26 protein-coding genes are annotated in these 25304 nt (G+C 67.9%); 17 read left to right on the top strand and 9 right to left on the bottom strand.

The genetic code is table 11. The annotated features are described in order from the left end of the window. Positions 1–85: 85 nt before the first annotated feature. Entirely contained in the window at positions 86–1126 is a 1041-nt protein-coding gene (locus UAA55_RS01950; RefSeq protein WP_322950983.1) for a Gfo/Idh/MocA family oxidoreductase, read from the top strand. Positions 1127–1326: 200 nt separating this feature from the next. Here the strand turns inward: UAA55_RS01950 and UAA55_RS01945 are convergent, their stop codons facing one another. Next, positions 1327–1749: an organic hydroperoxide resistance protein gene (locus tag UAA55_RS01945; RefSeq protein ID WP_463667841.1), complete on the bottom strand. Its 423-nt coding sequence runs from the start codon at positions 1747–1749 to the stop codon at positions 1327–1329. Positions 1750–2002: 253 nt separating this feature from the next. On the opposite strand from UAA55_RS01945, the gene UAA55_RS01940 reads away from it, so the two are divergent. Continuing rightward, positions 2003–2530 carry a MarR family winged helix-turn-helix transcriptional regulator gene (locus UAA55_RS01940; RefSeq protein WP_416235151.1) on the top strand — a complete coding sequence of 176 codons (528 nt, stop codon included), beginning with the start codon at positions 2003–2005 and terminating at the stop codon, positions 2528–2530. Here the strand turns inward: UAA55_RS01940 and UAA55_RS01935 are convergent. Beyond that, positions 2527–3411, bottom strand: a complete 885-nt coding sequence (locus tag UAA55_RS01935; protein ID WP_322950981.1) for a LysR family transcriptional regulator — start codon at positions 3409–3411, stop codon at positions 2527–2529. The genes UAA55_RS01940 and UAA55_RS01935 overlap by 4 nt on opposite strands. Before the next feature lie 118 nt (positions 3412–3529). On the opposite strand from UAA55_RS01935, the gene UAA55_RS01930 reads away from it, so the two are divergent. Continuing rightward, the gene (locus UAA55_RS01930) at positions 3530–4561 is read left to right on the top strand and encodes a zinc-binding alcohol dehydrogenase family protein (RefSeq protein WP_322950980.1); all 1032 of its coding nucleotides are present in this window, start codon (positions 3530–3532) and stop codon (positions 4559–4561) included. 197 nt (positions 4562–4758) lie between these two features. Here the strand turns inward: UAA55_RS01930 and UAA55_RS01925 are convergent, their stop codons facing one another. Next, positions 4759–6567 carry a class I SAM-dependent methyltransferase gene (locus tag UAA55_RS01925; RefSeq protein ID WP_322950979.1) on the bottom strand — a complete coding sequence of 603 codons (1809 nt, stop codon included), beginning with the start codon at positions 6565–6567 and terminating at the stop codon, positions 4759–4761. Positions 6568–6786: 219 nt separating this feature from the next. Here UAA55_RS01925 and UAA55_RS01920 point away from each other — a divergent pair, with 219 nt between their 5' ends. From UAA55_RS01920 to UAA55_RS01900, 5 genes are all read left to right on the top strand, one after another. Then, positions 6787–8025: a glycosyltransferase gene (locus UAA55_RS01920; RefSeq protein ID WP_322950978.1), complete on the top strand. Its 1239-nt coding sequence runs from the start codon at positions 6787–6789 to the stop codon at positions 8023–8025. Positions 8026–8242: 217 nt separating this feature from the next. After that, a complete protein-coding gene (locus UAA55_RS01915) occupies positions 8243–8605 on the top strand; it encodes a cysteine peptidase family C39 domain-containing protein (RefSeq protein ID WP_322950977.1) in 363 nt (120 codons plus the stop codon). Beyond that, entirely contained in the window at positions 8602–10419 is a 1818-nt protein-coding gene (locus UAA55_RS01910) for a peptidase domain-containing ABC transporter (protein ID WP_322950976.1), read from the top strand. Before UAA55_RS01915 ends, UAA55_RS01910 begins: the two co-directional genes overlap by 4 nt. Further along, positions 10379–11746 (top strand): HlyD family type I secretion periplasmic adaptor subunit, encoded by a 1368-nt coding sequence (locus UAA55_RS01905; protein ID WP_322950975.1) that lies wholly within the window; start codon positions 10379–10381, stop codon positions 11744–11746. The genes UAA55_RS01910 and UAA55_RS01905 overlap by 41 nt, the downstream gene beginning before the upstream one ends. 115 nt (positions 11747–11861) lie before the next feature. Continuing rightward, positions 11862–13451: a tetratricopeptide repeat protein gene (locus UAA55_RS01900; protein ID WP_322950974.1), complete on the top strand. Its 1590-nt coding sequence runs from the start codon at positions 11862–11864 to the stop codon at positions 13449–13451. Positions 13452–13485: 34 nt separating this feature from the next. Here the strand turns inward: UAA55_RS01900 and UAA55_RS01895 are convergent, their stop codons facing one another. Continuing rightward, positions 13486–14556, bottom strand: a complete 1071-nt coding sequence (locus UAA55_RS01895; RefSeq protein WP_322950973.1) for a rhamnan synthesis F family protein — start codon at positions 14554–14556, stop codon at positions 13486–13488. 135 nt (positions 14557–14691) lie between these two features. Continuing rightward, on the bottom strand, positions 14692–15714 hold the full coding sequence (locus UAA55_RS01890; protein ID WP_322950972.1) for a rhamnan synthesis F family protein: 1023 nt from the start codon (positions 15712–15714) through the stop codon (positions 14692–14694). Between the two features lie 339 nt (positions 15715–16053). Here UAA55_RS01890 and UAA55_RS01885 point away from each other — a divergent pair, with 339 nt between their 5' ends. The 7 genes from UAA55_RS01885 to UAA55_RS01855 all read left to right on the top strand — a co-directional run bounded on the left by UAA55_RS01885 (position 16054) and on the right by UAA55_RS01855 (position 21097). Further along, positions 16054–17202 (top strand): LysR family transcriptional regulator, encoded by a 1149-nt coding sequence (locus UAA55_RS01885; RefSeq protein WP_322950971.1) that lies wholly within the window; start codon positions 16054–16056, stop codon positions 17200–17202. After that, the gene (locus UAA55_RS01880; RefSeq protein ID WP_322950970.1) at positions 17139–18092 is read left to right on the top strand and encodes an NAD-dependent epimerase/dehydratase family protein; all 954 of its coding nucleotides are present in this window, start codon (positions 17139–17141) and stop codon (positions 18090–18092) included. The genes UAA55_RS01885 and UAA55_RS01880 overlap by 64 nt, the downstream gene beginning before the upstream one ends. A gap of 8 nt (positions 18093–18100) precedes the next feature. After that, complete coding sequence (locus tag UAA55_RS01875; RefSeq protein ID WP_322950969.1) at positions 18101–18412, top strand: antibiotic biosynthesis monooxygenase family protein; 312 nt, start codon at positions 18101–18103, stop codon at positions 18410–18412. Between the two features lie 138 nt (positions 18413–18550). After that, positions 18551–19903, top strand: coding sequence for a 3-carboxy-cis,cis-muconate cycloisomerase (locus UAA55_RS01870; protein WP_322950968.1), 1353 nt, complete (start codon positions 18551–18553; stop codon positions 19901–19903). Positions 19904–19915: 12 nt separating this feature from the next. Next, positions 19916–20695: a 3-oxoadipate enol-lactonase gene (gene pcaD, locus UAA55_RS01865; protein ID WP_322950967.1), complete on the top strand. Its 780-nt coding sequence runs from the start codon at positions 19916–19918 to the stop codon at positions 20693–20695. Between the two features lie 13 nt (positions 20696–20708). Further along, on the top strand, positions 20709–20897 hold the full coding sequence (locus UAA55_RS01860; protein ID WP_322950966.1) for a carboxymuconolactone decarboxylase family protein: 189 nt from the start codon (positions 20709–20711) through the stop codon (positions 20895–20897). Further along, the gene (locus UAA55_RS01855; protein ID WP_322951913.1) at positions 20843–21097 is read left to right on the top strand and encodes a carboxymuconolactone decarboxylase family protein; all 255 of its coding nucleotides are present in this window, start codon (positions 20843–20845) and stop codon (positions 21095–21097) included. The genes UAA55_RS01860 and UAA55_RS01855 overlap by 55 nt, the downstream gene beginning before the upstream one ends. A gap of 9 nt (positions 21098–21106) precedes the next feature. On the opposite strand, the gene UAA55_RS01850 is transcribed toward UAA55_RS01855, so the two are convergent. Then, complete coding sequence (locus UAA55_RS01850; RefSeq protein ID WP_322950965.1) at positions 21107–22051, bottom strand: LysR family transcriptional regulator; 945 nt, start codon at positions 22049–22051, stop codon at positions 21107–21109. A gap of 150 nt (positions 22052–22201) precedes the next feature. Between UAA55_RS01850 and pcaH the strand changes: the two genes are divergently transcribed. Together pcaH and pcaG are read left to right on the top strand one after the other, a co-directional pair. Continuing rightward, positions 22202–22930 carry a protocatechuate 3,4-dioxygenase subunit beta gene (gene pcaH / locus UAA55_RS01845; RefSeq protein WP_322950964.1) on the top strand — a complete coding sequence of 243 codons (729 nt, stop codon included), beginning with the start codon at positions 22202–22204 and terminating at the stop codon, positions 22928–22930. Positions 22931–22933: 3 nt separating this feature from the next. After that, a complete protein-coding gene (gene pcaG, locus UAA55_RS01840; protein WP_322950963.1) occupies positions 22934–23524 on the top strand; it encodes a protocatechuate 3,4-dioxygenase subunit alpha in 591 nt (196 codons plus the stop codon). A 57-nt stretch (positions 23525–23581) separates the two neighbouring features. On the opposite strand, the gene UAA55_RS01835 is transcribed toward pcaG, so the two are convergent. From UAA55_RS01835 to UAA55_RS01825, 3 genes are all read right to left on the bottom strand, one after another. After that, positions 23582–23974, bottom strand: a complete 393-nt coding sequence (locus UAA55_RS01835; protein ID WP_322950962.1) for a GFA family protein — start codon at positions 23972–23974, stop codon at positions 23582–23584. A 16-nt stretch (positions 23975–23990) separates the two neighbouring features. Next, the gene (locus tag UAA55_RS01830; protein WP_322950961.1) at positions 23991–24749 is read right to left on the bottom strand and encodes a pentapeptide repeat-containing protein; all 759 of its coding nucleotides are present in this window, start codon (positions 24747–24749) and stop codon (positions 23991–23993) included. A 141-nt stretch (positions 24750–24890) separates the two neighbouring features. Beyond that, positions 24891–25169: an NHLP leader peptide family RiPP precursor gene (locus UAA55_RS01825; RefSeq protein WP_322950960.1), complete on the bottom strand. Its 279-nt coding sequence runs from the start codon at positions 25167–25169 to the stop codon at positions 24891–24893. Positions 25170–25304 lie beyond the last annotated feature (135 nt).

Raw genomic sequence — 25304 nt, 5'->3', positions numbered from 1 at the left:
CAATTCTGTTTGCTGATCTGGCGCCAGATACTGTAAATCGCAAATTAATATAGTGCGTCTTGGCCTGTAAGAAGGAGCGTAACCCATGATCGCCACTGCCCTGTGCGCCTACGGCCTGTCCGGCCGGGTGTTCCATGCCCCCCTGATCCTAGCGGAACCGGCCCTGTCGCTGCACACCATCCTGCGGCGTTCCGGCGCCGACGGGACGGAGCCGGCGGGTACCCGCGTGGTAGCGGATTTCCAGGCCATCCTGGACGACCCGGCCGTCGGGCTGGTGGTGGTCAACACCCCCAACGCCCTGCATTGCCCCATGGCCCAGGCGGCGCTGGCGGCGGGCAAGCATGTGGTGCTGGAAAAGCCCATGACCATCACGCTGGATGAGGGACGACAACTGATGGCCCAGGCCAAGGCGGCGGGCCGCCTGTTGGCCGTGTTCCACAACAAGCGCCTGGACGCCGAGTACCTGACCCTGGGCCGTCATCTGGCCGCCGACGACCTGGGCCGCCTGGTGGAGGTGGAATGGCACTACGACCGCTACCGCGCCCATGTCACCCACAAGGCGTGGAAGGAGGACGAGCAGCCCGGTGCCGGCACCTGGTTCGACCTGGGCATCCACTTGGTGGACGGCATGCTGCGGCAATTCGGCCGGCCTCTGTCGGTGGCCGCGGAGATGCGGTCGTTGCGCCGGGCGGAGGGGGCGACGGACTATTTCGACGTCCGTTTCCGCTATGCCGACCACCGGGTCATCCTGCGGTCCAGCACCTATGTGCGGGAGGCTGGGCCGGTGCTGGTGGCCCATGGCGACAAGGGCTCGCTGGTCATCCCCAAGGGGGACGTGCAGGAGGCGCAAATGGCTGCGGGGCTGAAGCCAGGCGACGCCGGCTGGGCCGTGGTGACCACGCCCGCCCTACTGCACACCGAACGCGCGGGCGCGGTGGTGCGGGAAGAGGTCGCGTTGGAGGCTGGGCGCTACCAGGACTTTTACCGCAACGTGGCGGACGCCTTGGCCGGCCGGGCCCCCCTGGCCTTCGGGCCGGAGCCGGCGTTCGAGGCCCTGGCCCTGGTCCACCGTGCCATCGAGGCCGCGCGCCAGCCCGGCCTGTCTTGCGATATCGCTTACGAATAAGCGCGCGAGGCACCGATATAAATGGAAAAGGCCGGCATCGCGAAGGGGGGCGATGTCGGCCTTTCTCTCGGCGCCGGGAGGGGGCCGGCGCCTTGGCCCCAACCGCGTTTAACCGGAAACGCGGTCGGACCTCGATCCAGGGCCAGCGGGCGGCCTCGCGCTCCAAGGCGATTTCGCCTATACGCGACCGCCCTTTGGGATTAGGCGACGTTCAGGCGGACGTCCAGGTTGCCGCGGGTGGCGTGGGAGTAGGGGCACACGATGTGGGCCTGCTGCACCAGGCTGTTGGCGGTCTCGCTGTCGATGCCCGGCAGGGTAATGGTCAGGGCGACGTCCAGGCCGAAGCCGGTGCCGTCCTCACGCGGGCCGATGCCGACCTTGGCGCTGACGGTGGCATTCTCCGGCACCTTCACCTTTGCCTTGCCGGCGACGAACTTCAGGGCGCCCAGGAAGCAGGCGGAATAGCCGGCGGCGAACAGTTGCTCGGGGTTGGTGCCGTTGCCGCCGGCGCCGCCCAGTTCCTTGGGCGTGGTCAGCTTGACGTCCAGGATGCCGTCGACAGAGGTCGCCTGGCCCTCACGCCCGCCGGTGGCGGTGGCGGAAGTGGTGTAGAGGATGGGCATGATCATCTCCATGATTTCAACTGGGTTGGTTCAACTGGTCTGTTCAACTCGGGAGCGCCGATCCGGCCGGGTCTCGGCCTGGATCATCGGCGCCGGTGAGATTAGAATTGCGCGATAACGAATTGTGCACAATTTGTCAGTTGGCATAATTGCCATGCACAAATAGATTGCGCGCAATTCGTTTGTTGGTGCTAGCATGCGTAGTTCGGGCGCCCATTCCCCTGCGCGCCGCTGGAGAAGTGAGGGCGTCATCATGGCCCAGGACCATCAGGACACCACGCATCAAGGTATGGGGGCGGCGGGGGGCGGCAAGGCCTCTTCCGCCAAGGCCGCCCTGTTGCGCGACCAGCTGTGTTTCAGCATCTATTCCGCCGCGCACCTGTTCAACCGCACCTATAAGCCGCTGCTGGACCGGCTGGGCCTCACCTACCCGCAGTATCTGGTGATGCTGGTGCTGTGGTCCGGCGACGGCCTGACGGTGAAGGCCATCGGCGAACAGCTGGACCTGGATTCCGGCACCTTGACCCCGCTGCTGAAGCGGCTGGAGACGGCGGGCCTGGTCAGCCGCTGGCGCGACCCGCAGAACGAGCGCCTGGTGCGGGTCACCCTGACCGGGGCCGGCCGCAAGCTGCAGGATAGCCTGGGCACGGTGCAGGAGGCCATCCTGTGCGCCACCGGCCTCAGCCTGGATGGGCTGAAGGCGCTGAAGGCCCAGGTGGATGGGCTGCGCGCCGGCCTGGAGGCCAACCTGGGCCCAGCGGGCGAGGAAGTTGATGCCTAACGCGCGAGCGCCTGGGCCATATGGTCCAGGAAGGCGCGGATGCGGGGCGTGCGCTGGGCGTCGCGGTGCACGCCGGCCCAGATCTCGCGCGGCGGGACCGGCGTGGGCGTGTCCACGGGCACCAGGCCGCGCGCCTGGGCCATGACGTGGGGCAGGGCGGCCAGGCCGGCCCCGCCGGCGCAGGCCACGGCCTGCAGGTCGCGGCTGTTGGTGCGCAGGGCATGCCGGGCGCCGTGCGCCAGGGCCAGCAGCCAGGGCAAGTCGGGCAGGCCGCCAAAGCTTTCGTTCATCAGGATCAGGCCGTGGCCGACCGCCCCCTGGGCGAAATCGGGCGTGCCATGCCGCGTCAGGTACTCCGGCGCCGCATAGAGGCCGAAACCCACCGTGGCCACGCGGCGCTGCGCGATCTCGTTCTGGTCGAAGCGATGGAAGCGGAAGGCCACGTCCGCCTCCCGCCGCGTCAGGCTGTACAGCCGGGCGTCGGTCACCAATTCGATGGTGATGCCGGGGTGGGTGTCATGGAAGCGTGCCAATTGCGGGCCCAGCAGCCACTGCCCCACCCATTCCGGAGAGGTGGCGCGCACCGTGCCCTCCAGCCCCACGTCCAGGCCCGTGGCGGCCCGTTCCGCCGCCAGGGCCTCCGTCTCCATACGCTCCGCCCCGGCCACCAGGCCGGTGCCCGCCTCCGTCGCCACATAGCCGGCGGGGGTGCGGTGGAACAGGCGGGTGCCCAGCCGGGTCTCCAGCGCCTCCAGCCGTCGGCCCACGGTGGGCTGGCTGACGCCCAGCTGGCGCGCGGCGCCCGACAGGGTGCCCTGCCGTGCGATGGCCAGGAAATAGCGCAGGTCGTCCCAATCCACCGGGTCCACTCCTCTCGACATCTATTCATATTTGAATAATGTGTCTTTTATCATGTCAATTGATGATCAGAACGGAATAGGGGACCGTCAGGGTGTTCGCCGCCGCTGACGGCGGCCCACCCCAACGAGGTCACTTGTCATGAAAGCCGTCGGTTACTACAGGAACCAAGCCATCGACCAGGCCGACAGCCTGGTGGATCTGGAACTGCCCACTCCCGTGGCCACCGGCCGCGACCTGCTGGTCCGTGTGGACGCCGTTTCCGTCAATCCCGTGGACACCAAGGTTCGCCGCAACGCCGCGCCGGCCGAAGGGGCCCCCCGCGTCCTGGGCTGGGACGCCGTCGGCACGGTGGTCGCCGCCGGGTCGGAGGCGACGCTGTTCAAGGCGGGCGACGCCGTGTTCTACGCCGGCGCGCTGGAGCGACCCGGCACCAACGCGGAATTCCATCTGGTGGATGAACGCCTGGTGGGTCCCAAGCCCGCCAGCCTGACGGTGGCGGAGGCGGCGGCCCTGCCGCTGACCACCATCACCGCCTGGGAAATGTTGTTCGACCGCATGGGTGTGGCGCGGCTGCCGGCGGGGGCGGAGAACGACGGTGCCGCCGGCGTGCTGCTGATCGTGGGTGCCGCGGGCGGCGTCGGTTCCATCGCCACCCAGCTGGCGCGTCAGCTGACCGGCCTGGCGGTCATCGCCACCGCTTCGCGCCCTGAAACGCAGGCGTGGAGCCTCGCCATGGGCGCCCACCACGTCATCGATCACCGCCAGCCGCTGGAGCCCCAGGTGCGGGCCATAGCGCCGGGTGGCGCGACCCACGTCATGAGCCTGACGGCGACGGAGCAGCACTTCCCCGCCCTCGCCGCCCTGATGGCGCCGCAAGGCAAACTGGCCCTGATCGACGATCCCGCCCAGCCGGTGGACATCACCCTGCTGAAGCGCAAGAGCATCTCCCTGCATTGGGAGTTCATGTACACCCGCTCCATGTTCCAGACGTCGGACATGATCGCCCAGCATGATCTCCTGGCTGAAGTGTCGCGCCTGGTGGACGCGGGCGTGCTGCGCACGACCATGACCCAGGATTTGGGACCCGTCAGCGCTGCCAACCTGCGCCGGGCCCACGCCCTGGTCGAAAGCGGCACGACCCGGGGCAAGCTGGTCCTGTCGGGCTTCTAAACGTCCGGGGCTGGCCTGGGTAACCCCAGGCCAGCCGGCTTTCGCAAAACCATCGCTTGTTCATCAGGAGGCCGGCCATGGATCGGGGCCCCGCATGGCGGAGCGTCGCCCGCCGCATCTTCCACGGCTTCATGCTGGCCGGCCGGCGCTGGTCCGTCCGCCGTCCGGCGGAGCTGTGGCCGCCTGTTTGAAGGGGATCAGGCGGCCAGCCGCTGCCGCAGCCGGCGGTACAGCCGGATGGGCAGGGGGTAGCGGGACTCCGCCATCAGGGCCAGGGCCGCGGCCACGGGCGCGTCCCCGTGCCAGGACGGGTCGCCCCAGCGCTCATAGACGCGGGCGGCCAGGCGATGGGCCCGCAGGCGCACCAGGCGGATCAGGGCCACCTTGGCGCACAGGGTCACCGTGGCCGGCCAGTCGCGCAGCAACGGGTCGCCCACCGCCTGGTCCAGCAAGGCCAGGACCTTGGCCGGTTTGCGATTGCTGCCGATGGTGTCGATGGCCGTCTGCCGGGCCGCCTGGTAGGCGGCGGGGCGGGCCAGGTTGATCAGGCGGGTGACGCAGTCGTCGCCCGGCGCCACCGCGACCGGCTGGTCCAGGGTCTCCGCCTCGCGCATGCCCAGGGTGGTCAGGGTGGCCTTTAGGTCGCCGCGCAGCTTGTCGCGGTCCGTGGGCGTCAGCATGAAACCGGTGGTGGCATCCGTCGCCTCCACCAGGGTCAGCAGGGGGCGGATGTCCGCGCCCTGCACGGCCAGGTTCTGCAAGGCCAGGCGCAAGGCGGCGGGGATGGCGGTGCCGGCTTCGCCATTGTCCATGCTGAGGCGCTGCAGCACTTGGCGCAGCGTCACGCCGGCCAGCACGGCGGCGGCGGCGTAGCAGGCCGACCGGGCGGCGTCATTGTCGGCATTGTTGACCAGGATGGACTTGAAATGCAGCGTGGCCATCAGGTTGCCGGGCTCACGCCGGGTGAATTCCTCCAGGTCCACCGGGTTGGGCGGCACCATCAGGCTTTCCGGGTCATCCAGGTCGATGCCGAAGCGGGCGCGGACCTGCGGCACCATCCGCTTGAACACCTCCTGCGCCTCGTCAGGGAAACCGAAGTTCACCAGTTCCTTGAACAGGCGGTAGCGGAAACCATTCTCCAGCCGGTCATACTTGGGCATGCGCTCGGGCGTCAGGCGCCGGCGCAGGTATTCGCGCAACAGGGCACGATCACAGCCGTCCCCCACCCCCGCCGGCAGCGGCACGCGCGAGGCGTGGATGCGCAGGATGCCGGCCACGGGCGTCACGCTGACGTGGGTGAAGCCGGCGGCCCGCAGCGCCGTTTCCATCGACGCGGCGGTGAACAGGATCAGGTGCGAGCCGGGGCTGATGATGGGCCACATCATGGAGGCCGGCGTCTCCGGCTTCAGCACGCCGCCGTCCGGCGTGGTCAGCACCAGCACGCCGGTGTCGCTCAAGCCCCGGCTGAGGGTCTTCAGCAGCGGCACCGGGTTCGGCACATGTTCCAGCAGTTCAAAGGCGGCCACCACGTCATAGGTGACGGGCAGGGGCGTGTCTTCCGTGAAATAGTCCGGGACGATGTCCAGACCCAGCCAAGTGCGGCCCAGCTCCGCCGACCTTGAGGGATCATAGCCCTTGGCCTTCCAGCCCAGCGCCACCTCCGCATAGTCGCTGATGAAGCCGATGTTGGCGCCGATGTCCAGCAGGCAGCCCTCGCCCGGCTTCAGCCAGCCCATGGGCTCCAGCATCACGTCCAGGCCGGCGCCCATTTCCAGGTACAGGTCGGTGGCGGCGATGAAGATGCCGGTGTCGTGGCTGTAGTCGCCGACCGTGCGGTCGGTGGAGAAGCGGACGGTGCACTGCCGGCAGCATAGCAGCACCCAATCGGGATCATGGGGACCGCCCCACGGAACGGTCAGGACCGGCGCATGGGGGCCGGCGTCGCCACAGACCGGGCAAGGGGCCGCGATGGTCGGGGCGTCGGCGGAGGGCCAGCGGATATCCATGCGAAGTGCTTCCGTGCTGCAAGCGGCGCCCCGCCTATGGTGTCACCGGGGCTGTCCCTCCGGTTGTGCCCGAGCGCCGGCGGATTTGTCCAGCCCGTCCGCCGGCCATGGCCTGGACCGGAGCCGCGCGGATCCGATGGGCGTGGACAAGCCGGATGGCCATCCATGAGAATGCCCCCGGGGCTCGAGGCCCCGGAGCGATGGGGAAAGCGGACGGGGATGTTTCGGGTTTTGCTGGTGCATAAGGACTTTCCCGGCCAGTTCCGTCCGCTGGCCTTGTCACTGCTGGCCGATGCGCGGGTGGAGGTGCGGGGATTGGGGCAGCGGGAGGAGTGGCAGGTGCCGGGCCTGCGGCCGCATCTCTATCGGGACATGCCCGCGGCGGCGGCCGACACCCATCCCTATCTGCGTAGCGCCGCCGACTATGTCATCCGCGGCCAGTGCGCCCTGCTGGAGGCCGTGGGAATGGCGCAGCAAGGATATCGCCCCGATCTGATCGTCGGCCATTGCGGTTTTGGCGATACTCTTTACTTGAAAGACTTGTGGCCGGACGTTCCGTTGGTCGGTTATTTCGAGTTTTATTATCATAGCCGGGGAGCGGATGTGGGTTTCGATCCGCTGTTCCCGGTCACCCTGGATGACCTCGCCCGGGTGCGCACGCTGAACGCCGTCAATCTGCTGGGGCTGGAGGCCGCGGATTTGGGTGTTTGCCCGACCGAATGGCAGCGCTCGCTGCATCCCGCCGCCTTCCGCGAGCGTCTGCAGGTGATGCATGAGGGGATAGACACCGACCTGGCCCGTCCAGGGCCGGTGCCGGCCTTCGCCCTGCCCGATGGCACGGCCCTCAAGCAGGGGGACGAGGTGGTGACCTACGTGGCCCGGGATCTGGAACCCTATCGGGGCTTCCATGTCTTCATGCGCGCCCTGCCGGAAATCCTGAGGCGCCGCCCTCGGGCGCGGGTGGTCGTGGCCGGCGGCGACGGCGTCAGCTACGGCCCGCCCCCCGCCGGTGGAGGCGGCTGGCGCGAGCAGATGCTGGCGGAGGTGGGGCCGTCGCTGGAGGCGGGCCGGGTCCATTTTCTGGGGCCGGTGGACCACGGCCGATTTTTGGACCTGATGCGCTTGTCCAGCGCGCACGTCTACCTCACCTATCCCTTCGTGTTGTCCTGGTCGATGCTGGAGGCCATGGCGTGTGGCGCCCTGCTGGTGGCCTCGGACACGCCGCCGGTGGCGGAGGTGGTGCGGGATGGGGTGAACGGCCTGCTGTTCCCCTTCTTCGACACGGGCATGCTGGCCGACCGGGTGGTGCGGGCCCTGGGTGACGGGGCCGCGCTGGCGCCCTTGCGGCAAAAGGCGCGAGAGACGGTGACGGCGCAATTCGACGCGCGCACCCGGGCCGTCCCCGCCTGGCGCCAGGCCCTGGCGCGGTTTGGCTGCCCATGGCCGGCAAGAGTTTAATTCGTCGTTTCACTTAAATGACGCATTAACCCATCAGAAAATCCGGGCCGGGCATATGTAGAATTTGCCGTTTCTTTTATGAGTGCGCTAAGGTCGCGCGCAAAGGGGGACCGGCCCCTGCCCGAAAGGGGAACAGGCCGGCACAATGGGGTTCTGTACGGCGGATGACGTGAGCGCAGATTCATCGACCATGAACGGGGCCATCGTGGATCACACGATGCTCACCGCATTGCTGCTCGTGGCGCAGCACCACGGCGTCCATCTCTCACGGGAGCAACTGGTCCGGACCTATGCCGAGGGGGAAGGCGAGGTCAAGCGGGCCATCCTGGTCCATGCCGCCGACGAAAAGGGCTTCGAGGCCCGGGCCGTCCGCATGAACTGGCGGCAGCTGATGCGCCTGGGCCGGGCGGTTCCCGCCATCCTGTGCCTGAAGGACGGGACCGCCCTGGTGCTGACCGGCGTGTCACCCAGCGTTTCCCCCCAATCGCCTATGTTCGCGACCCGAACCATGCGAATCAGATCCGCCCGCTGGACGAGATCGCGCTGGATGAGATCTGGGCCGGCGACGTCGTCCTGGTGAAGCCCAAGAACACCGAGGCGGAGGAACGGGGCCTGTTCGGGCTGGGCTGGCTGCTGGGCGAGGTGCTGCGCGAGCGTCGCATCTTCCGCGACGTGGGCCTGGCCGCCCTGATCATGAGCCTTTTCGCCCTGGTGCCGCCGCTGGTCTACATGGTCGTGGTCGACCGCGTTCTGGTGCACCAACGCGTCTCCACCCTGGTGGTCCTGCTCCTCGGCGTGGTGTTCGTCATCATTTTCGACACCGCGTTCGGCTGGCTGCGCCGCTACCTGGTGGCCGAAGGCACCGCCCGGATCGACGGCCGCCTGACGGCCTTCGTCTATGACCGCCTGCTGGGTCTGCCCATCGAGGTGTTCGAAGGCCTGCCAACGGGCCTCATCAACCACCGCCTGAACGAAATCTGGCGCGTGCGCAACTTCCTGACCGGCCAGCTGTTCGGCACCGCGCTGGATACCATCACCTTGTTCGTCATCATCCCGGCCATGTTCTTCATGAACGCGATCCTCACCCTGTGGGTGCTGGGAATCGCCTGCGTCATGTTCCTGGTCGTCCTGCTGTACATGCCGGTCATCGGCCGATACCACGCCAAGGTGGTGGAGGCGGAGACCCGCAAGAACTCGTTCATGATCGAGACCATCCACGGCATGCGGACGATCAAGTCGCTGGCGCTGGAAGGCAGCAAGCGGCGTGGTTGGGACATGCGAGGTGCCCAGGCGGTGAAGGCCCACCGCAACCTGGCGCTGGCCGCCAACCAGCCGCAGACCCTGCTGCAGCCGCTGGAGAAGCTGACTTATTCCGGCACCCTGCTGCTGGGCTGTTATATGGCGCTGTCGTCCGACCAGGCCGCGCTGGCCGGGTCGTTGGTGGCGTTCACGATGCTGGCCAGCCGCGCCACCCAGCCGCTGGTCCAGATCGCCGGCATGCTGCAGCAGGTGCAGGAGGTGCGGGGCGCCGTCAGCCAGGTCGCCTCCATCGTCAACATCCCGCCGGAGGAGTTGCGGTCGGACCACGGCCTGCGCCCCCGTTTCCATGGGCACATCAGCTTCGACGACGTCAGCTTCCGCTACCCCGGTTCCCAGAACAAGGCGCTGGACCGGGTCACCGTTGACATCCCGCGCGGCAGCGTCGTGGGCGTGATGGGGCGCAGCGGCTCGGGCAAGACCACCTTGACCCGCCTGCTGCAGGGCCTGCACCAGGACTATGAGGGGCTGATCAAGATCGACGGTGTCGACCTGCGCCAGATGGACATCAGCCACCTGCGTTCCAACCTGGGTGTGGTGCTGCAGGACAACTTCCTGTTCAGCGGCAGCGTGCGCGAGAACATCGGTGCCGCCCGGGCCGACGCCTCGTTCGAGGAGATCATCGAGGCCGCCCGCATGGCCGGCGCCGAGGAGTTCATCGAGCGCCTGCCGCGCGGCTACGACACCTATCTGGCTGAAGGCTCCACCAATATTTCCGGTGGCCAGCGCCAGCGTATCGCCATCGCCCGCGCCCTGTTGGTGGACCCGCCCATCCTGATCCTGGACGAAGCCACCAGCGCCCTGGATCCGGACAGCGAAGCCATCATCAACAGCAATCTCCAGCGCATCTCCGAAGGCCGCACGATGGTGATCATCTCCCATCGCCTGACCTCGCTGGTGGATTGCGATATCATCGTGGTGATGGAGCGCGGACGGGTTTACGACGTCGGCACCCATGAAGAATTGCTCCAGCGGTGCGATATTTACCGTCACCTCTGGTTCCAGCAGAATCGCCATCAATCTTCCGGAGTTCCCAATGAGCGTGCGCTCTCTGGTCCCGACGCCCCGCGGGAGTGACGCCGTCGTCGCCCAGGCGATCAACGACTTCCAGTCCGAGATCGCCGCGGTCGTTGGAGCCCCGTATCCCAAGCCGGTGCGCAGCACGCTGTACACCCTGTCGGCCATGGTGACCGTCGCCCTCGTCCTGATTTCCGTGGTGAAGCTGGACGAGGTGGTGACGGCCCCGGGCAAGGTCGTGTCGCGCACGCCCAGCATCGTGGTGCAGCCGCTGGACACCTCCGTCGTCCGCTCCATCATGGTGCGGCCGGGACAAGAGGTGAAGAAGGGCGACCTGCTGGTGACGCTGGACCCGACCTTCGCGTCGGCCGACGCTTCGCAGCTGCGCGACCAGGTGGCCTCGTTGACGGCCGAGGTCGCCCGCCTGGAGGCGGAACAGGCCAAGGGGATCTATGATCCGGGTGCCGAGCCGACGACACAGGCCGCCCTGCAGCTGTCCGTCTGGCGGTCGCGCCAGGCGGAATACAAGGCCAAGCTGGCGAACTACGATCAGAAGATCGAATCCGCCCAGTCCACCATGGTGCGCAGCCAGCGTGACATGGAGTACTTCAAGTCCCGCGTGGCGGTGACCTCGGAAATCGAGGATATGCGCGCCAAGCTGGAAAAGAAGGAGTACGGCAGCCGCCTGAACACCCTGCTGGCGCAGGACAGCCGCACCGAGATGATGCGCAACCTGGCCAGCGCCGAGCAGCAGGCGCGGTCGGCGTCGCACGACCTGGAGGCCCTGCGGTCGGAGCGTGAGTCCTTCCTCCACCAGTGGCAGGCGGACCTGGCCCAGGACCTGTCCAGCAAGCGGACGGATCTGCAGAAGGCGAGAGATGACCTGTCCAAGGCGGAGCGTCGCAACGACCTGGTGGAGATGCGCGCCATCGAGGACGGCTCCATCCTGGCCGTGGGCGACATCTCCGTGGGGTCCGTCGCCAAGTCGGGCGACATGCTGGTCACCCTGGTGCCGGCCAACGCCCCCCTGGAGGCGGAAGTGGATCTGGACGGCGCCGACCAGGGCCATGTCAAGCTGGGCGACAAGGTCGAGATCAAGCTGGACGCCTACCGCTTCATCGAGCACGGCACGGCCAAGGGCATCCTGCGCAGCGTCAGCGACGACAGCTTCACCCGCCAGGACAACGGCCAGCCGACCTCGCGGCGCTTCTTCCGGGGCCGGATCGAGATCACCGAGGTCAAGCTGCACAATGTCGGACAGGAGGGGGTGCACCTGGTTCCGGGCATGCCGCTTACCGCCGACATCATGGTCGGGCGACGCACCATCCTGATGTATCTCATGGAGTCGGTGCTGCGCCAGGCGTCCGAGGGGATGCGCGAGCCTTGAGCGGCACCCACGACCCCAACCGGGCACGCGGTGGATCATGGCCGGCCTTTCGACATTGATAGATCGGGCCGCCACGTGGCGGGTCGGGCAGTCATCGGCCGAATGGTCCCTGGCCATGGCCCGCCGCCTGGCGGCGCGTGGCGATGACGTCGCCGCGGCACGGGCGCTGGCCGCCGCGGCCCGCGCGGGCTCGGTCGAGGCCATGCGGGGGCTGGCGGACGCGCTGATCCAGGGGCGCGGCGTCCTGGCCGACCCGGCGGCGGCGGTCCGTTGGATCACGGCGGCGGCCGAGGCGGGCGACGCCGATGCCCAGGCGCGCCTGGGGGCCTTGTACGCCAATGGCATGGGCCGTGCCCCGGCGGACGGTGACACCCGCGGCGTCTTCCATCTGCCGGTGGACGTCAAGCTGGCCCGCCTGTGGTCGGAGAAAGCGGCGACCCAGGGGCATGTCGAGGCTCAGGTGCTGCTGGGTTGGCTGCTGTCCCGGCGCAGCGGGGCCGAGGGCGATCCCGGGCGCGCGGCCGAGTGGTACCGGCGTGCCGCCGATGCCGGCAACGCCGCGGCCAAGGTGGGGCTGGCCATGATCCTCTCCAGCGGTGATCTGGGGGAACCGGACGCGGCGGGCGCGGTGCGGCTGTATGAGGAGGCCGCCGCCGTCGGCAACCCCACCGCCATCTATTACCTGGCCATGGCCCATATGCTGGGCGAGGGCACGCCCCAGGATCCGGATCGTGGGCTGGCCCGCCTGAAGCAGGCGGCGGAGCTGCAGGTGGCGGGTGCGCAGCGGTCGCTTGGCGTCATGTACATGCGCGGCCAGAACGTCGCCCAGGATGGGGCGGCCGCGGAGACTTGGTTGCGCCGCGCCGCCCTGAAGGGCGATGTCGAGGCCATGGCGCTGCTGGGGGATCTGCATGCCGGTGGGCTGGCGCGCGTTCCCAGCGAAATCGAGGCGGCGCAGTGGTACCAGGCGGCGGCCGATCGCGGCCATGCCGGGGCGCAGATGGCCTTGGGGCTGGCTTACGCCAGCGGGCGGGGCCTGCCCAAAGACGTGTTCGAGGCGGTGCGCTGGTTCGCCAAGGCGGCCGACAACGGCTTCGTTCCGGCCCAGTTCCGCATGGGCATCTGCCACCTGGGCGGTGACGGTGTGCCGCAGGACTATGCCAGATCCGCCCAGTACTTCCGCATGGCGGCCGACGCCGGCCACGCCGACGCCCTCTATAACCTGGGTGTGCTGCACTATCACGGCTATGGCCTGGAGAAGGACGAGGCCCAGGCCATGGTCCTGTACGGCCAGGCGGCGGAGAGAGGCAGCGCGTCGGCCCAGTTCCGGGTGGGGCGGGCCTACGCCACCGGTGCCGGCCTGCCGCAAGACGTCGAGGCCGCCCTGCTGTGGACGCGCCGGGCGGCGGAACAAGGACATGTGCCAGGGCAGGTCAACCTGGCGCGCATGCTGCTGGCCCGGGGACAGGAGGCGGAAGGCCACGCCACTGTGGCGGAGGCCCGGGCCTGGCTGGAAAAGGCCGTGGCCGCCGGCAGCGGCGAAGCCATGAGCACCTTGGCGGAATTGATCGCAGCCCATGACGGTGCGGCGGCCGTGGAAACGGCGTTGGAATGGGCGCGCCGGGGGGCCAAGGCGGGTGACCCCCGCGCCTCCCAGGTGATCGAAGCCCTGGAGGCCCGCGCCTTTCACGGGGATGTCCGCTAGCGGGCCATGAGGTCGCGCCGCTGGGCCCCGCCGCTCAATGCACCCGGTTGCGCATCGACAACTGCAGATGATGCAGGATCAGGCTGGTGTCGTATGAGGGGGAGGCGGCCCGGATGACCTCTTCCCAGCGCTGCACGCAGGGGATGCCCACGGGATTGCGCTGCAGCAGATCGCGCTTGATGAAGGGGCTGGCCTTGCGGGCCACCAGGTAATCCCAGAAATAATGCGTCTGGTTCAGGGGACGGCCCTGGTTGATGGCCTTCTGCAGCTGCCGCAGATAGGGAAGAATTTGCCCTTGGCTGTTGCCATGGTTGTCGACCTCCGCGTCCGCCTGTTTGGTCCGGTCCAGGGCTTCATTCAGTGGCTTGGAAATCTCGGAAACGACGCTGCGGTAGGGCAGCAGGGCCCGGCACTGGATGCCGGCGCGCAGGAAGAAGCGGGTCATACCAATCTCATAATCACGGATGACCCAGCGCTTGCGCCGGTAATAGCGGACCTTCTTCCAGAATTTCGCGAAGCTTGGATGCCGCAGGACGGCCTGATGGAAAATCAGGAAGTAGCTTTGCAGGTGGAAATGGCGGTCCCAACTGTCGGTCAGGCCCCAGATGCCCGCCTGGGCCGGGTCCGCCTGGCGGACCACGTCACCCAGGTCCTGCAGGGGACCATAGATGCTGTCGTTGGTGATCAACAGCTGGTCCAGCGCACCCGGGTCGCGGATGAGGGCGATCGCGTCCTTGAAGGCGCCGAAATCCCAGCCGATGTTGCGCCGTTTCAGCACCCATGCGACGTGCGGCAGCACCTTGTCGGTTTCCTTGGCCGGCAGTTTGGGACAGTTGCTGGCGAAGATGACGGCGTAGCCGGCTTCCGCCAGCTTCGCGACGAAATAGACGACATAGTCATGGACGATGCCACGCGGGTCATAGTGGTTGAAGACGGCGACCTTGCGGGCCCCGTCCAGCGGCAGGTGGCCGGGCAGGCTGGCCTTGACCGTGGTCAGCCGGGGCAGCACCGGGCCAAGCAGGCAGCGGATCAGGTCCGCGCCATCAACCAGCAGCATCGGCAGTCCGACACCCTTCTTGAGCATCTTAAGGAACGTGTCAGACATGAAACCGCTAAATCCCCCCGCCTTGAACGTCCACTATAGGCGATGCGCTGGAGTTCTGAAAGCAAAGCCGTCGATGGCCGCGCCGGCGCCAGATCCGGCAGGTCGACTGATGAAAAAACCCCCGCTACTTCTACGCTATCGTGGTGAAAGGTGCTCGCGGATCAGACCGGGATCATAAGTCGAAACCCTGGATACAACGTGTTCCCAATCGGCAACGTTGGGAATGTTGGCCGGATTCTTCTGTAGCAATTCGCGTTTGATGAAAGGGAAGCCCAGGCTGACCGTCAGCTCGTACCAAAAAAAATGGGTCTGATTGATGGGAATGGAAGCCTTGATCCGGCTGGCGAGCATTTGCGCGTACCCGGCCCGCGAGGTCCTGTCCGTTTTGACCGGGGCGGTTCGCGGCGTGTGCGAGCGCATGAATGTTTCGGTGACGGTGTCGTAAGGGAACAGCGCCTTGCAGCGGAGGCCGCCGCCCTGCAGCGTGCGCGTCAGCCCGATCTCGTATTTCTCGATGATCCAGTGTTTGCGCCGGAAGCAGCGGACGCCATCCCAGAACTGGCGGAAGGCCGCGGAACTCAGCGCCCGTTGGTGGAACAGCAGAAAGAAGCTTTGCAGGTGATAGTGGCGTTCCCAACTGTCCGTGCTGCCCCAGATGTCGGCCTCGGCCGGGGATGCCCGGGCGATCAAGGGTTCCAGGTCGTAAAGGGGACCGAAGACGCTGTCGTTGGTGATCAGCAGCATCTCGCGCTTTTCCAGCGCCGGCACCAGGGAAATGGCCTCGCGGTAGGCGGCGAAATCCCAGCCGATGTTCTGCCGGGAAAAGGCCAGCGCCACGTCCGGCAGCAGGGGCGCCACCGTCTCGTCGCTCAGGCATGGCGTGTTGCTGGCGAAAACGACGGCGAAGCCCGCCTCCCGCAGCTTGCGGACATGATAGCGGACATAGGGCGCGATGCTGTCGGTGCGCGCGAAGTGCATGAAGACGGCCACCCGGGCCGCCCCATCCAGCGGCACCTGGCCCGTCCAGCTTTTCTCAATCAGGCCCACGGCGGGGCGCGGGGGAAAGAGCAGCAGTTCGGCGTAATCGGCGGTGCGCGTCATCAGCAGCCGGCTGCGGTAGGCGACTTGTCGGACGATCCGGCGAAACAGGTCACGCACTCAAACACATCCTAACCACACATCCGGCTGGCTTCTGTCGGGCTGGCGCGCGCCGGTTGCCATGGGCCTGATTAACAAGGGACACGCCAGCCCCTTTATGCCCCACGCGGTGCGGCCAAACAACGTCGAGAACCGGGGGGGCCTGCGCCACGGGCACGCCCAGCGATCATTCCCGCCAATGCCAGGAATCGGTGCGGTCGATCAATCCTTTCCATTTCAAATACTTGCCCGCGCCATATATCGTGACAAGGCATGGGCCCTTCCCATCAGGTGCGGGGCTGACGAACACGGCGACGCGGGCGACAGATCCGGCGCCAGGGATGGAATGTGGGCGACGCCATGAAGTTTGAAAAACTGGACCTCAACCTGTTGGTGGCGCTGGACGCCCTGCTGACCGAGCGCAACGTGTCGGTGGCGGCGGAGCGCGTGCACCTCAGCCAGTCCGCCATGAGTGGCGCGCTGAACCGCCTGCGGGAGTTCTTCAAGGATGAACTGCTGATCAACATCGGGCGGCGCATGGTGTTGACCCCGCGGGCGGAATCGCTGGCCGAGCCGGTGGCGGAGATGCTGCTGCAGGTAAAGACGATGATCACCACCCCGCCTGAGTTCGACCCGGCCACCTCGGACCGGCGTTTCTCCGTCATCGCGTCCGACTACGTGGCCGACGTGCTGCTGGCGGACGCGCTACGCCGCACCCATGCCGAGGCGCCCGGCATCTCCATCGAGGTGCTGCTGCCCGATGACACCCTGTCGGAACGGCTGGAGCGGGGCGAGATCGATCTGCTGATCAACCTGGAACCTTATCTGGCGCCCTTCCACCCCCGCGAACTGCTGTTCGAGGATGATTTCGTCCTGGTGGCCTGGACCGGAAACGACCTGGTGGGGGAGGCGGTCAGCTTCGACCAGTTCTTCGAGTTGACGCATGTGGCGGTCCAGCACGGCCGCAACCGCCATCCGGCCTTCGACCAATGGTTCCTGGAGCGTTTCGGCCGCACCCGGCGGGTGGAGGTCTTCTCCCCCAATTTCAGCCTGGTGCCGCAGCTGGTGTTGGGCACCCGGCGGATCGCCACCATGCACCGCCGCCATGCCGAGCATTACGCCCGGTTCCTGCCGCTGCGCCTGTTGCCCTCGCCCCTGGACATCCCCACGGTGCGGGAGATGGTGCAGTGGCATAAGTTCAAGCGGCGTGATCCGGGGGTGCAGTGGCTGCAACGCACCTTGCGGGACCATGCCGCCACGCTGCCCAAGCCGGGCGTGCCCCGACCGATCCCTCCGGGGCCTGATCTTCCGAATCTATTGGCCGCCACGATAGGTCGATCCCGCACTCCCGATTTGTCATCGCCATTTCCTCCGCGAATAATTTCGCAGCCGACCCGATCGGCCGAGGCCCGCGGTGGGGAAAGAAGACGTTGGGGGACTGCCACATGCGTATCGTCGTCACAGGCGCCCGTGGCTATGTCGGCCGCGCCGTCACCCGCCGGCTGTTGACCTTGGCGGCGGCGGGTGACCCCGTCTTCGCCGGCGCCACCGTCACGGCCGTGGATCTGGCTGCGCCCAATTCCCCCGATCAGCCGGGTCTGCGTCCGGTGGTGGGCGATTTCGGGGATGCCGAGGTGCGGCGGTCGGCGCTGGTGGGCGGCGTCGACGTCCTGATCCACTTGGCCGGCGTGCTGGGTGGTGCCGCGGAGGCGGACTACGCCCTGTCGCGCCGCGTGAACGTGGACGCCACCCTCTCGCTGTTCGAGGAAGTGCTGGCCCTGCGGGACGGCCCGGCGCCCCGGGTGGTGTTCTGCAGCACGATCGCGGTTTTCGGCGCGCCGCTGCCGCCGCACATCGACGATGCCACGCCGCCGCAGCCCGTCATGACCTATGGCGTCCAAAAGCTGATGATGGAGCAGGCGCTGGAGCAGTTCACCCGCCGGGGCTGGATCGACGGTTATGCCTTGCGCCTGCCCGGCATCGTCGCCCGCGCCGACGCGGACGCCCGGCAAAGGGCGGCTTTCCTGAACCGGCTGTTCCACGCCTATGCCGGCGGCCAATCACTGGAACTGCCGGTCAGCGCCGGCGGCGCCACCTGCCTGATGTCCCTGACCACCTGCGTCGACAATCTGATCCATGCCGCCCGACTGCCCCGGGGCCTGATGCAGCGCCGCGCCTTCACTCTGCCGGCCCTGCGGGTCACCTTGGCTGATCTGATGGCGGGCCTGGCGCGGTCCTATCCCGACAGCTCCACGCGCGTCACCTACCGCCCCGACCCCGATCTTGAGGCGCAGTTCGCCAGCTTTCCGCCCTTGAGCACGCCCATCGCCAGCGCGCTGGGCTTCCGCCATGACGGCACCATCGCCAACCTGATCCGCAACGCCCTGACACCCTCCTGAGGTTCCCCATGCTCACCGGCGACACCATCCTGGAAGCGGCGACCTTCGACATCCTGCCCGGCAAGGGCGCCGGGTTCGAGGCCGCCATCGCCCAGGCCCTGCCCCTTCTGGCCGCCACCGAGGGCTATGTGGCCCACCGCCTGCGCCGTTGCGTGGAGGATCCGGACCGCTATCTGTTGCTGGTGGAATGGCGCGGCCTGGCCGATCATATGGATGGCTTCCGCAATTCCCCGCGCTTTGCCCAGTGGCGGGCGCTGATCGGGCCGTACTTCGCGGCCCCACCCCTGGTTCAGCACCATGCGCCTGTAACCGGTGTTTGACAGCGTTCGCTAGGCGAACTTATGTTCGCGTTTGCACGGCTGTTCCTGACGCGCGGCATGGCTCATTCCCGCCGATCCGATGCTATCGTGAATCCTGTGCCTTGAAAGGCTGCCCTTGCGAAGGCGGGAGGAATGCTGATGCCTGGATTGTTGGACCCGCTGTTCCGCGGCGGCGCGGTGGACGCGGCGTTCGCCGATGCCGCCACCGTGCAGGGCATGCTGGACTTTGAGGCGGCCTTGGCGCGGGCGGAGGTGGGGGTGGGCGTCATTCCCCCGGGTGCCGACGTGGCCATCGCCGCTCATTGCCAGGCTGACCGCTTCGACCTGGACGCCCTGGCCCAGTCGGCCGCCAAGGCCGGCAATACCGCCATCCCGCTGGTGAAGGCCCTGACGGCGCAGGTGGCGACGGCCGACCGCGACGCCAGCCGCTTCGTCCATTGGGGCGCCACCAGCCAGGACATCATGGATACCGGGCTGGTGTTGCAGATCCGCCAGGCGCTGCCGTTGGTGGACAGGGATCTGGTCGCCCTGGAGGACCACTTGGCCCGCCTGGCGCAGACCCATGCCGAGACGCCGCTGGCCGCCCGCACCTGGATGCAGCAGGCCTTGCCCACAACGTTTGGGCTGAAGGCCGCCGGCTGGATGGCCGCCGTGGGCCGCGCCCGCCGGGCCGTGGCCACGGCCGGCCGGGACTGCCTGGTGCTGCAGTTCGGTGGTGCCGCCGGCACGTTGGCCGCCCTGGGCGACCGGGGGCTGGATGTCGCGGCGGCCCTGGCGCGGGAGCTGGACTTGGCCTTGCCCGACTTGCCCTGGCACGGCCACCGCGACCGGTTGGTGGCGTTGGGCGCGGCGCTGGGCCTGGTGGCCGGCGTGCTGGGCAAGATGGCCCGTGACCTGTCGCTGCTGATGCAGACCGAGGTGGGCGAGGCGTTCGAACCGGCGGAGGCCGGCAAGGGCGGGTCGTCCGCCATGCCGCACAAGCGCAATCCGGTGGCCTGCGCGGTGGCCCTGTCGGCCGCCACCCGTGTGCCGCCCCTGGTCGCCACCCTGTTCGCCGCCATGCCGCAGGAGCAGGAGCGCGGCCTGGGCGGCTGGCATGCGGAGTGGGAGACGCTGCCGGAGATCTTCCGCCTGGTGGGTGGCAGCCTGCGGGTCATGGCCGACACCATGGCCGGGCTGGAGGTGGATGCCGACCGCATGCGCGCCAACCTGGACATCACCCGCGGCCTGCTGATGTCGGAATCCGTGGTCATGGCGCTGGGAAAGGCCCTGGGCCGGGGCCCGGCGCACAGCCTGGTGGAAAAGGCCAGCCGCCAGGCGGTGGCCGAGGGCCGCGGCCTGGGCGATGTCCTGGCCACCCTGCCCGAGGTGACGGCCCATCTGTCGCCTGGGCAACTGGCCGCGGCGTTGGAACCCGCCGGATATCTGGGCATGGCGCCCGAATTCGTTGCCAGGGCCTTGGCCGCCCGCGAACCTTCCCGCGATGCATGAGGAAAACGCACCATGCCGCTGATCACCTTGGATGATGGCTGTCACCTGAGCTACCGCGTCGACGGTCCCGCCGACGCGCCGCCCCTGGTGCTGTCCAATTCACTGGGCACCGCCGTGGCGATGTGGGAACCGCAGATGGCGGCCCTGACCCGGCACTATCGCGTCATCCGCTATGACAGCCGGGGCCACGGCGCCAGCGATGCGCCCGCCGGCCCCTACACCATGGAGCGGCTGGGTCAGGACGTGCTGGGCCTGCTGGATGAGCTGGATATATATCGCGCCCGCTTCTGCGGCCTGTCGAAGGGCGGCATGGTCGGCCAGTGGCTGGGCATCAACGCTGGCCGGCGGCTGGACCGTTTGGTGCTGGCCAACACCGCCGCCTACATGGGCCCGGCGGAAAGCTGGCAGGGCCGCATGGATCTCGTGACGGCCCAGGGCATGGAGGCCGTCACCGAGGCGGTGATCCAGCGCTGGTTCACCCCCGGCTTCGTGGCCGCCAACCCCGACGCCGTGGACCGGGTGCGCCAGCTGCTGCTGGCGACCAAGCCGCAGGGGTATGTCGGCTGCTGTGCCGCCATCCGTGACATGGACCAGCGGCCACAACTGGGGGCCATCGTCGTGCCCACCCTGATCGTCGGCGGCACCCGCGATCCGGCCACCCCCCCGGAAAAGGCGGAGGAACTGCATGCCAACATCAAGGGCAGCACGCTGGTGATGCTGGAGGCCGCCCACCTGTCCAATGTCGAGCAGGCGGACGCGTTCACCGCCGCCCTGCTGGACTTCCTGGTCTGAGGAGTATCATTCCGTGGATGAGCAAGAGCGTTTCGAGTTCGGCCTGACGACCCGCAAATCCGTGCTGGGCGAGGCCCATGTCGACCGCGCGCTCGCCGGCCGCACGGCGTTCAACACCGAGTTCCAGGACCTAATCACCCGCTATGCCTGGGGGAGATCTGGACACGGCCCGCAATCGACCATCCCACCCGCCGCCTGCTGACCCTGGCGATGATGATCGCCTTGAACCGGGGGGAGGAGTTCAAGATGCACGTCCGCGCCGCCATCCAGCATGGCGTGTCCAAGGATCTGATCAAGGAAGTGATCCTGCAGAGCGCCATCTATTGCGGCGTGCCGGCGGCCAACACCGCCTTCCACCAGGCGGCGGAGGTGTTCGCGGCCCTGGAAGCGCCCGGAACCTGAAATGGCGGCTTAAACCCCATCCTCCATCTCCCGCGCCACGACCTCCAACTGCCCACGCAGCCAGGCCTGGGCGGGGTCGTGCTGGCCGCGCAGGTGCCAGGCCATGTACATGCGCAGGACGTCCGTGCCCGGCGGGGCGGCGGCCAGCAGATCGAGGGGTAGGGGGGCGGTCTGGAAGTCCGCCAACTCCAGCGCGTGCAGCCGGCCGGGGATGCAGGCCAACAGGTCGGTGCCGCGCAGGAAGGGCGCCAGGCCCGAGAAGTTGGCCACCGACACCACCACGTCGCGGTGGATGCCCAGCCCCTCCAGCGCCTTGTCGAAGTTCAGCGGGTCGGCGGAGGGGTGGACAACCGTGAGGTGACGGCCGGCCAGGAAGGCGGCGGCGCTGGCCGGGGCGGCCCGCCGCGCGCCGTCGAAGACGCAGACATAACGGTCGTCGAACAGCCGCTTCTGGATGATGTCCAACCCCTCCGGCGGGGTGGGGGAGATCAAGAGGTCGCAGCGCGCCTCGCGCAGCATCTCGTTGGTCGGCCGGCCGGCCGGGACGACCTGCAGGCGGAAGTCCGCCAGCTGGCCCGCCACCCGGGCGTAGAAGCGGGGCAGCAGCAGGTCGCGCTGGAAGTCGTTGGCCGCCACCGTCCAGGACAGGCGGCCTTGGGTCGGGTCGAAGCCGTGGCCGGCCGTCAGCGCCTTCAGCCCGTCCATCAGCAGTCGCGCCTGGGGCACCAGGCGCTCCGCATGCTGGGTGGCGACGATACGCCGGCCGGACTTCACGAACAGCGGGTCGCCCACCAGGCGCCGCAGGCGGTTCAGCGCGTGGCTGACGGCCGACTGCGCCATGTCCAGGCGCCGGGCGGCAGCGGAGACCGAGCCCTCCTCATACACCGTGACGAACAGGCGCAGCAGATGGCCGTCCACGCCCAGATGATCGAAGCCGCCCAACGATGTCCCCACCCATCCATGAATCACATCGATGGATTATATGCCAACGCATGCACTTTCCTGAACCGTCGATTGGTCTAGGCTGGGGATGAAAGGGGCGGGCGTCCCGCATGACGCGCCCGCGCCCTCGCGAAAAACTATCCCGGGAGGACGGGACCTGAGATGAGTGACTTTGGAGAGTTCACCCGGCGCGACCGCGCCTGGCATCCGCCGGCTTTCACGCCGCAGTACAAGACGTCCGTCCTGCGCTCCCCGGGCAAGGCGCTGGTCTCCCTGCGGCAGTCGATCGGAGAGCGCACCGGCCCCGTGTTCGGCCACGGCGACCTCGACCCCTTGGACAACGACCTGATCCGCAACTACAACACCACCGGCGGCGAAGCGATCGGCGAGCGCGTCATCGTCCATGGCCGCGTGGTGGATGAGATGGGCCGGCCGGTCAGGAACACCCTGCTGGAGGTGTGGCAGGCCAACGCCGGTGGTCGCTACCGTCATGGCAATGATCGCTACCTGGCGCCGCTGGACCCCAATTTCGGCGGCTGCGGCCGCTGCGTCACCGACGACGACGGGCGCTATTTCTTCCGCACCATCAAGCCGGGGCCCTATCCCTGGATGAACCACAACAGCGACTGGCGCCCCTCGCACATCCATTTTTCGCTGTTCGGCACCGCCTTCGCCCAGCGCCTGGTCACCCAGATGTATTTCGAGGGTGACCCCCTGATCCCGCTGTGCCCCATCATCGGCACCATTCGCGACAAGGCGGCGGTGGACATGCTGGTGGCCAAGCTGGATTTGAACGAGATGGTGCCGTTTGACAGCCTGGTCTACCGCTTCGACATCGTGCTGCGCGGCCGCCGCTCCACCTTCTTCGAGAACCGGCCGGAGGGGAACTGAGCCATGCCTGTCCAATATCTGAAGGAAACCCCCTCGCAGACGGGTGGTCCCTATGTCCACATCGGCTGTCTGCCCCACTTCGCCGGCCTGAACCTGCGCACCCAGGAAAATCTGCACATCCTGGCGGGCGGCGGCGTGCCGGGGGAGCCGATCCGCATCGAGGGCGTGGTCTGGGACGGTTCCGGCCATCCGCTGCGCGACGTGATGCTGGAACTGTGGCAGGCCGACAGCACCGGCACCTACAACGCGCCCGGCTTCCGGGGTTGGGGCCGCGTGGGTGCCGACCCACAGACCGGCCTGTGGGGGTTCGAGACCATCCGCCCCGGCGCCACCCCCTGGGTCGACGGCCGGCCGCAGGCGCCCCATTGCTCCCTGTTGCTGTTCGCGCGCGGCATCAACATCCACCTGCACACCCGCATCTATTTCGATGACCGGGCCGACGCCAACGCCGCCGACCCCGCATTGCTGTCCATCGAACTGGCGAACCGCCGCCAGACGCTGATCGCCACGCGCAAAGCGGGGGATGGTGTGCCCACCTTCCGCTTCGACGTCCATCTGCAGGGCGACAGGGAAACGGTGTTCTTCGACTGCTGACGGTTAGCTGTCGAGGCGCAGGAAAGCCCGGTCCGCCCGACCGGGCCTTTCCTGTTCCTATTCCTCGAAGCGGCTGCCGGGGTCCCGGTCACGGTCGTACCGCCGGGTGAGCGGGAAGGGTGGCAGCCAGGATTCGCGCCGGATGATCCAGTTCTCATAGGTGGGCTTGAACTGGTCCGGCGCATCCAGGCTGCCCAGGTTCACCTCGACCTCGTCCCCCGTGCGCGAAAAGACGGAGGAGCCGCAGCGGCGGCAGAAGAACCGCCCAGCATAGTCGCCGGTCTCGCCGGTGATGGTCACCGCGTCCTGCGGAAAGATGGCGGAGGCATGGAACAGTGCTCCATGCTGCTTGCGGCAGTCGAGGCAATGACACAGGCCCACGCGGTAGGGGCGTCCTGTCGCCTCGATCCGCACGTCGCCGCACAGGCAGCCGCCGGTGTGTCGCTCCATATCTTCCCTCCTTGAGCTAGCGTTCGCACACCTCGATGCCGGCGGCGGCCAGCAGCAGGTGCTGCTGGTCGGCCGCGATCTTCAGGCCGTTGAACCCCGCCAATTGCCGGATGTCCAGGCCGCTGACCTCCGCCCCGCGCAGGTCGGCGCCATCCAGTTTGGCATCGGTGACGACGGCCTGGAACAGGTCGCTGTCACGCAAATCCGCGTCCGTCAAATCGGCGGCGTGCAGGTCGGTTTCCCGCAGGCGGCAGCGGGTGATCACGGCGTCGCGCAGCGACAGCCGCGACAGGTCCGCCAGTTCGAAGGTGCAGTCGCGGAAGGTGGCGCGGTGCACGGTCTGTGTCCGGCTGAGCGCGTGGTGGAAGTCCACCAGGTGGAAGCGGGCGCCGAAGAAGGCGCAGCCCTCCGCCTCCATCTCGAACAGGGCGCAGCGGTCCAGCGTGGCGAACGACAGGTCGCAACGGGTGAGGCGGGCCGCCCGCAGGTCGCTGAAGGCCAGGGTGCAGCCGGCGGTCTTGTCATCCGGGTCGACGAAGCGGCAGTCCTCTAGCACCGCGTCGCGCAACTTGGCGTGCGACAGGCGGCAACGGATGAACTGGCAGTTCCTGAAACGGGCGTCGCTGAAATCGACGGCGGTGAAGCGCACGTCCTCGAACACGCAGTCCTCGAACCGGCAGCCGGCGGCGTCCAGGTCACGCCAGTCCATGGCGGTGAAGCCGGCGTCGCGGACCAGGCCGGTGGCGATGGTGTCCTCCAGGGTGTCGATGTCCATGTCAGGCCGGCCTCATCAAGCGGAGCAACCCGACGATGACGCGGGCGGGCCGACCATATCGTTTTTCCGGCGGCGTATCTCGGTAGATCGTGCCCAGGCGGGCCGGCGCGCCCAATCACCACGCCGGCCCGCGACGCGGATTTACAGGCACATCACGCAGAACATGCACCATACGCCCGCGCCGCCCGCGACTTTGTCCAGGTCCTCGTCGGACAGATCCGCCGGCTTGGGCGGCAGCACCAGGGTCTGGACCGTGGCGCTGTCCTCCACCACCTTGAAGGTGATGCCGGCCGGCACTTCCACGCCTTCGGCCCTCAGGACGGCGATGGGGTCGGCCAGCAGCCGGGCCTTGAAAGCGTCATCGGCCCAGGCCTTGGCGATGATCCGGCTGGTCGTCTTCTGCTTTTCCTCGTTCGTCATATTCCCACTCCTCTTTTATTGATCGGCTTGGACAAGTACGGGCCGCCATCGTTCCGTATACTGCGCAAGGCCGCCCATCCCGTACGAGGGTAGGTTTGGGGTCAATTCTTGTCTGTAGAACAAACGCGCGACACC

This window comes from Nitrospirillum guanabarense, assembly GCF_034653355.1.
GTDB lineage: Bacteria > Pseudomonadota > Alphaproteobacteria > Azospirillales > Azospirillaceae > Nitrospirillum.
This window is presented reverse-complemented; position numbering and strand designations above follow the sequence as displayed.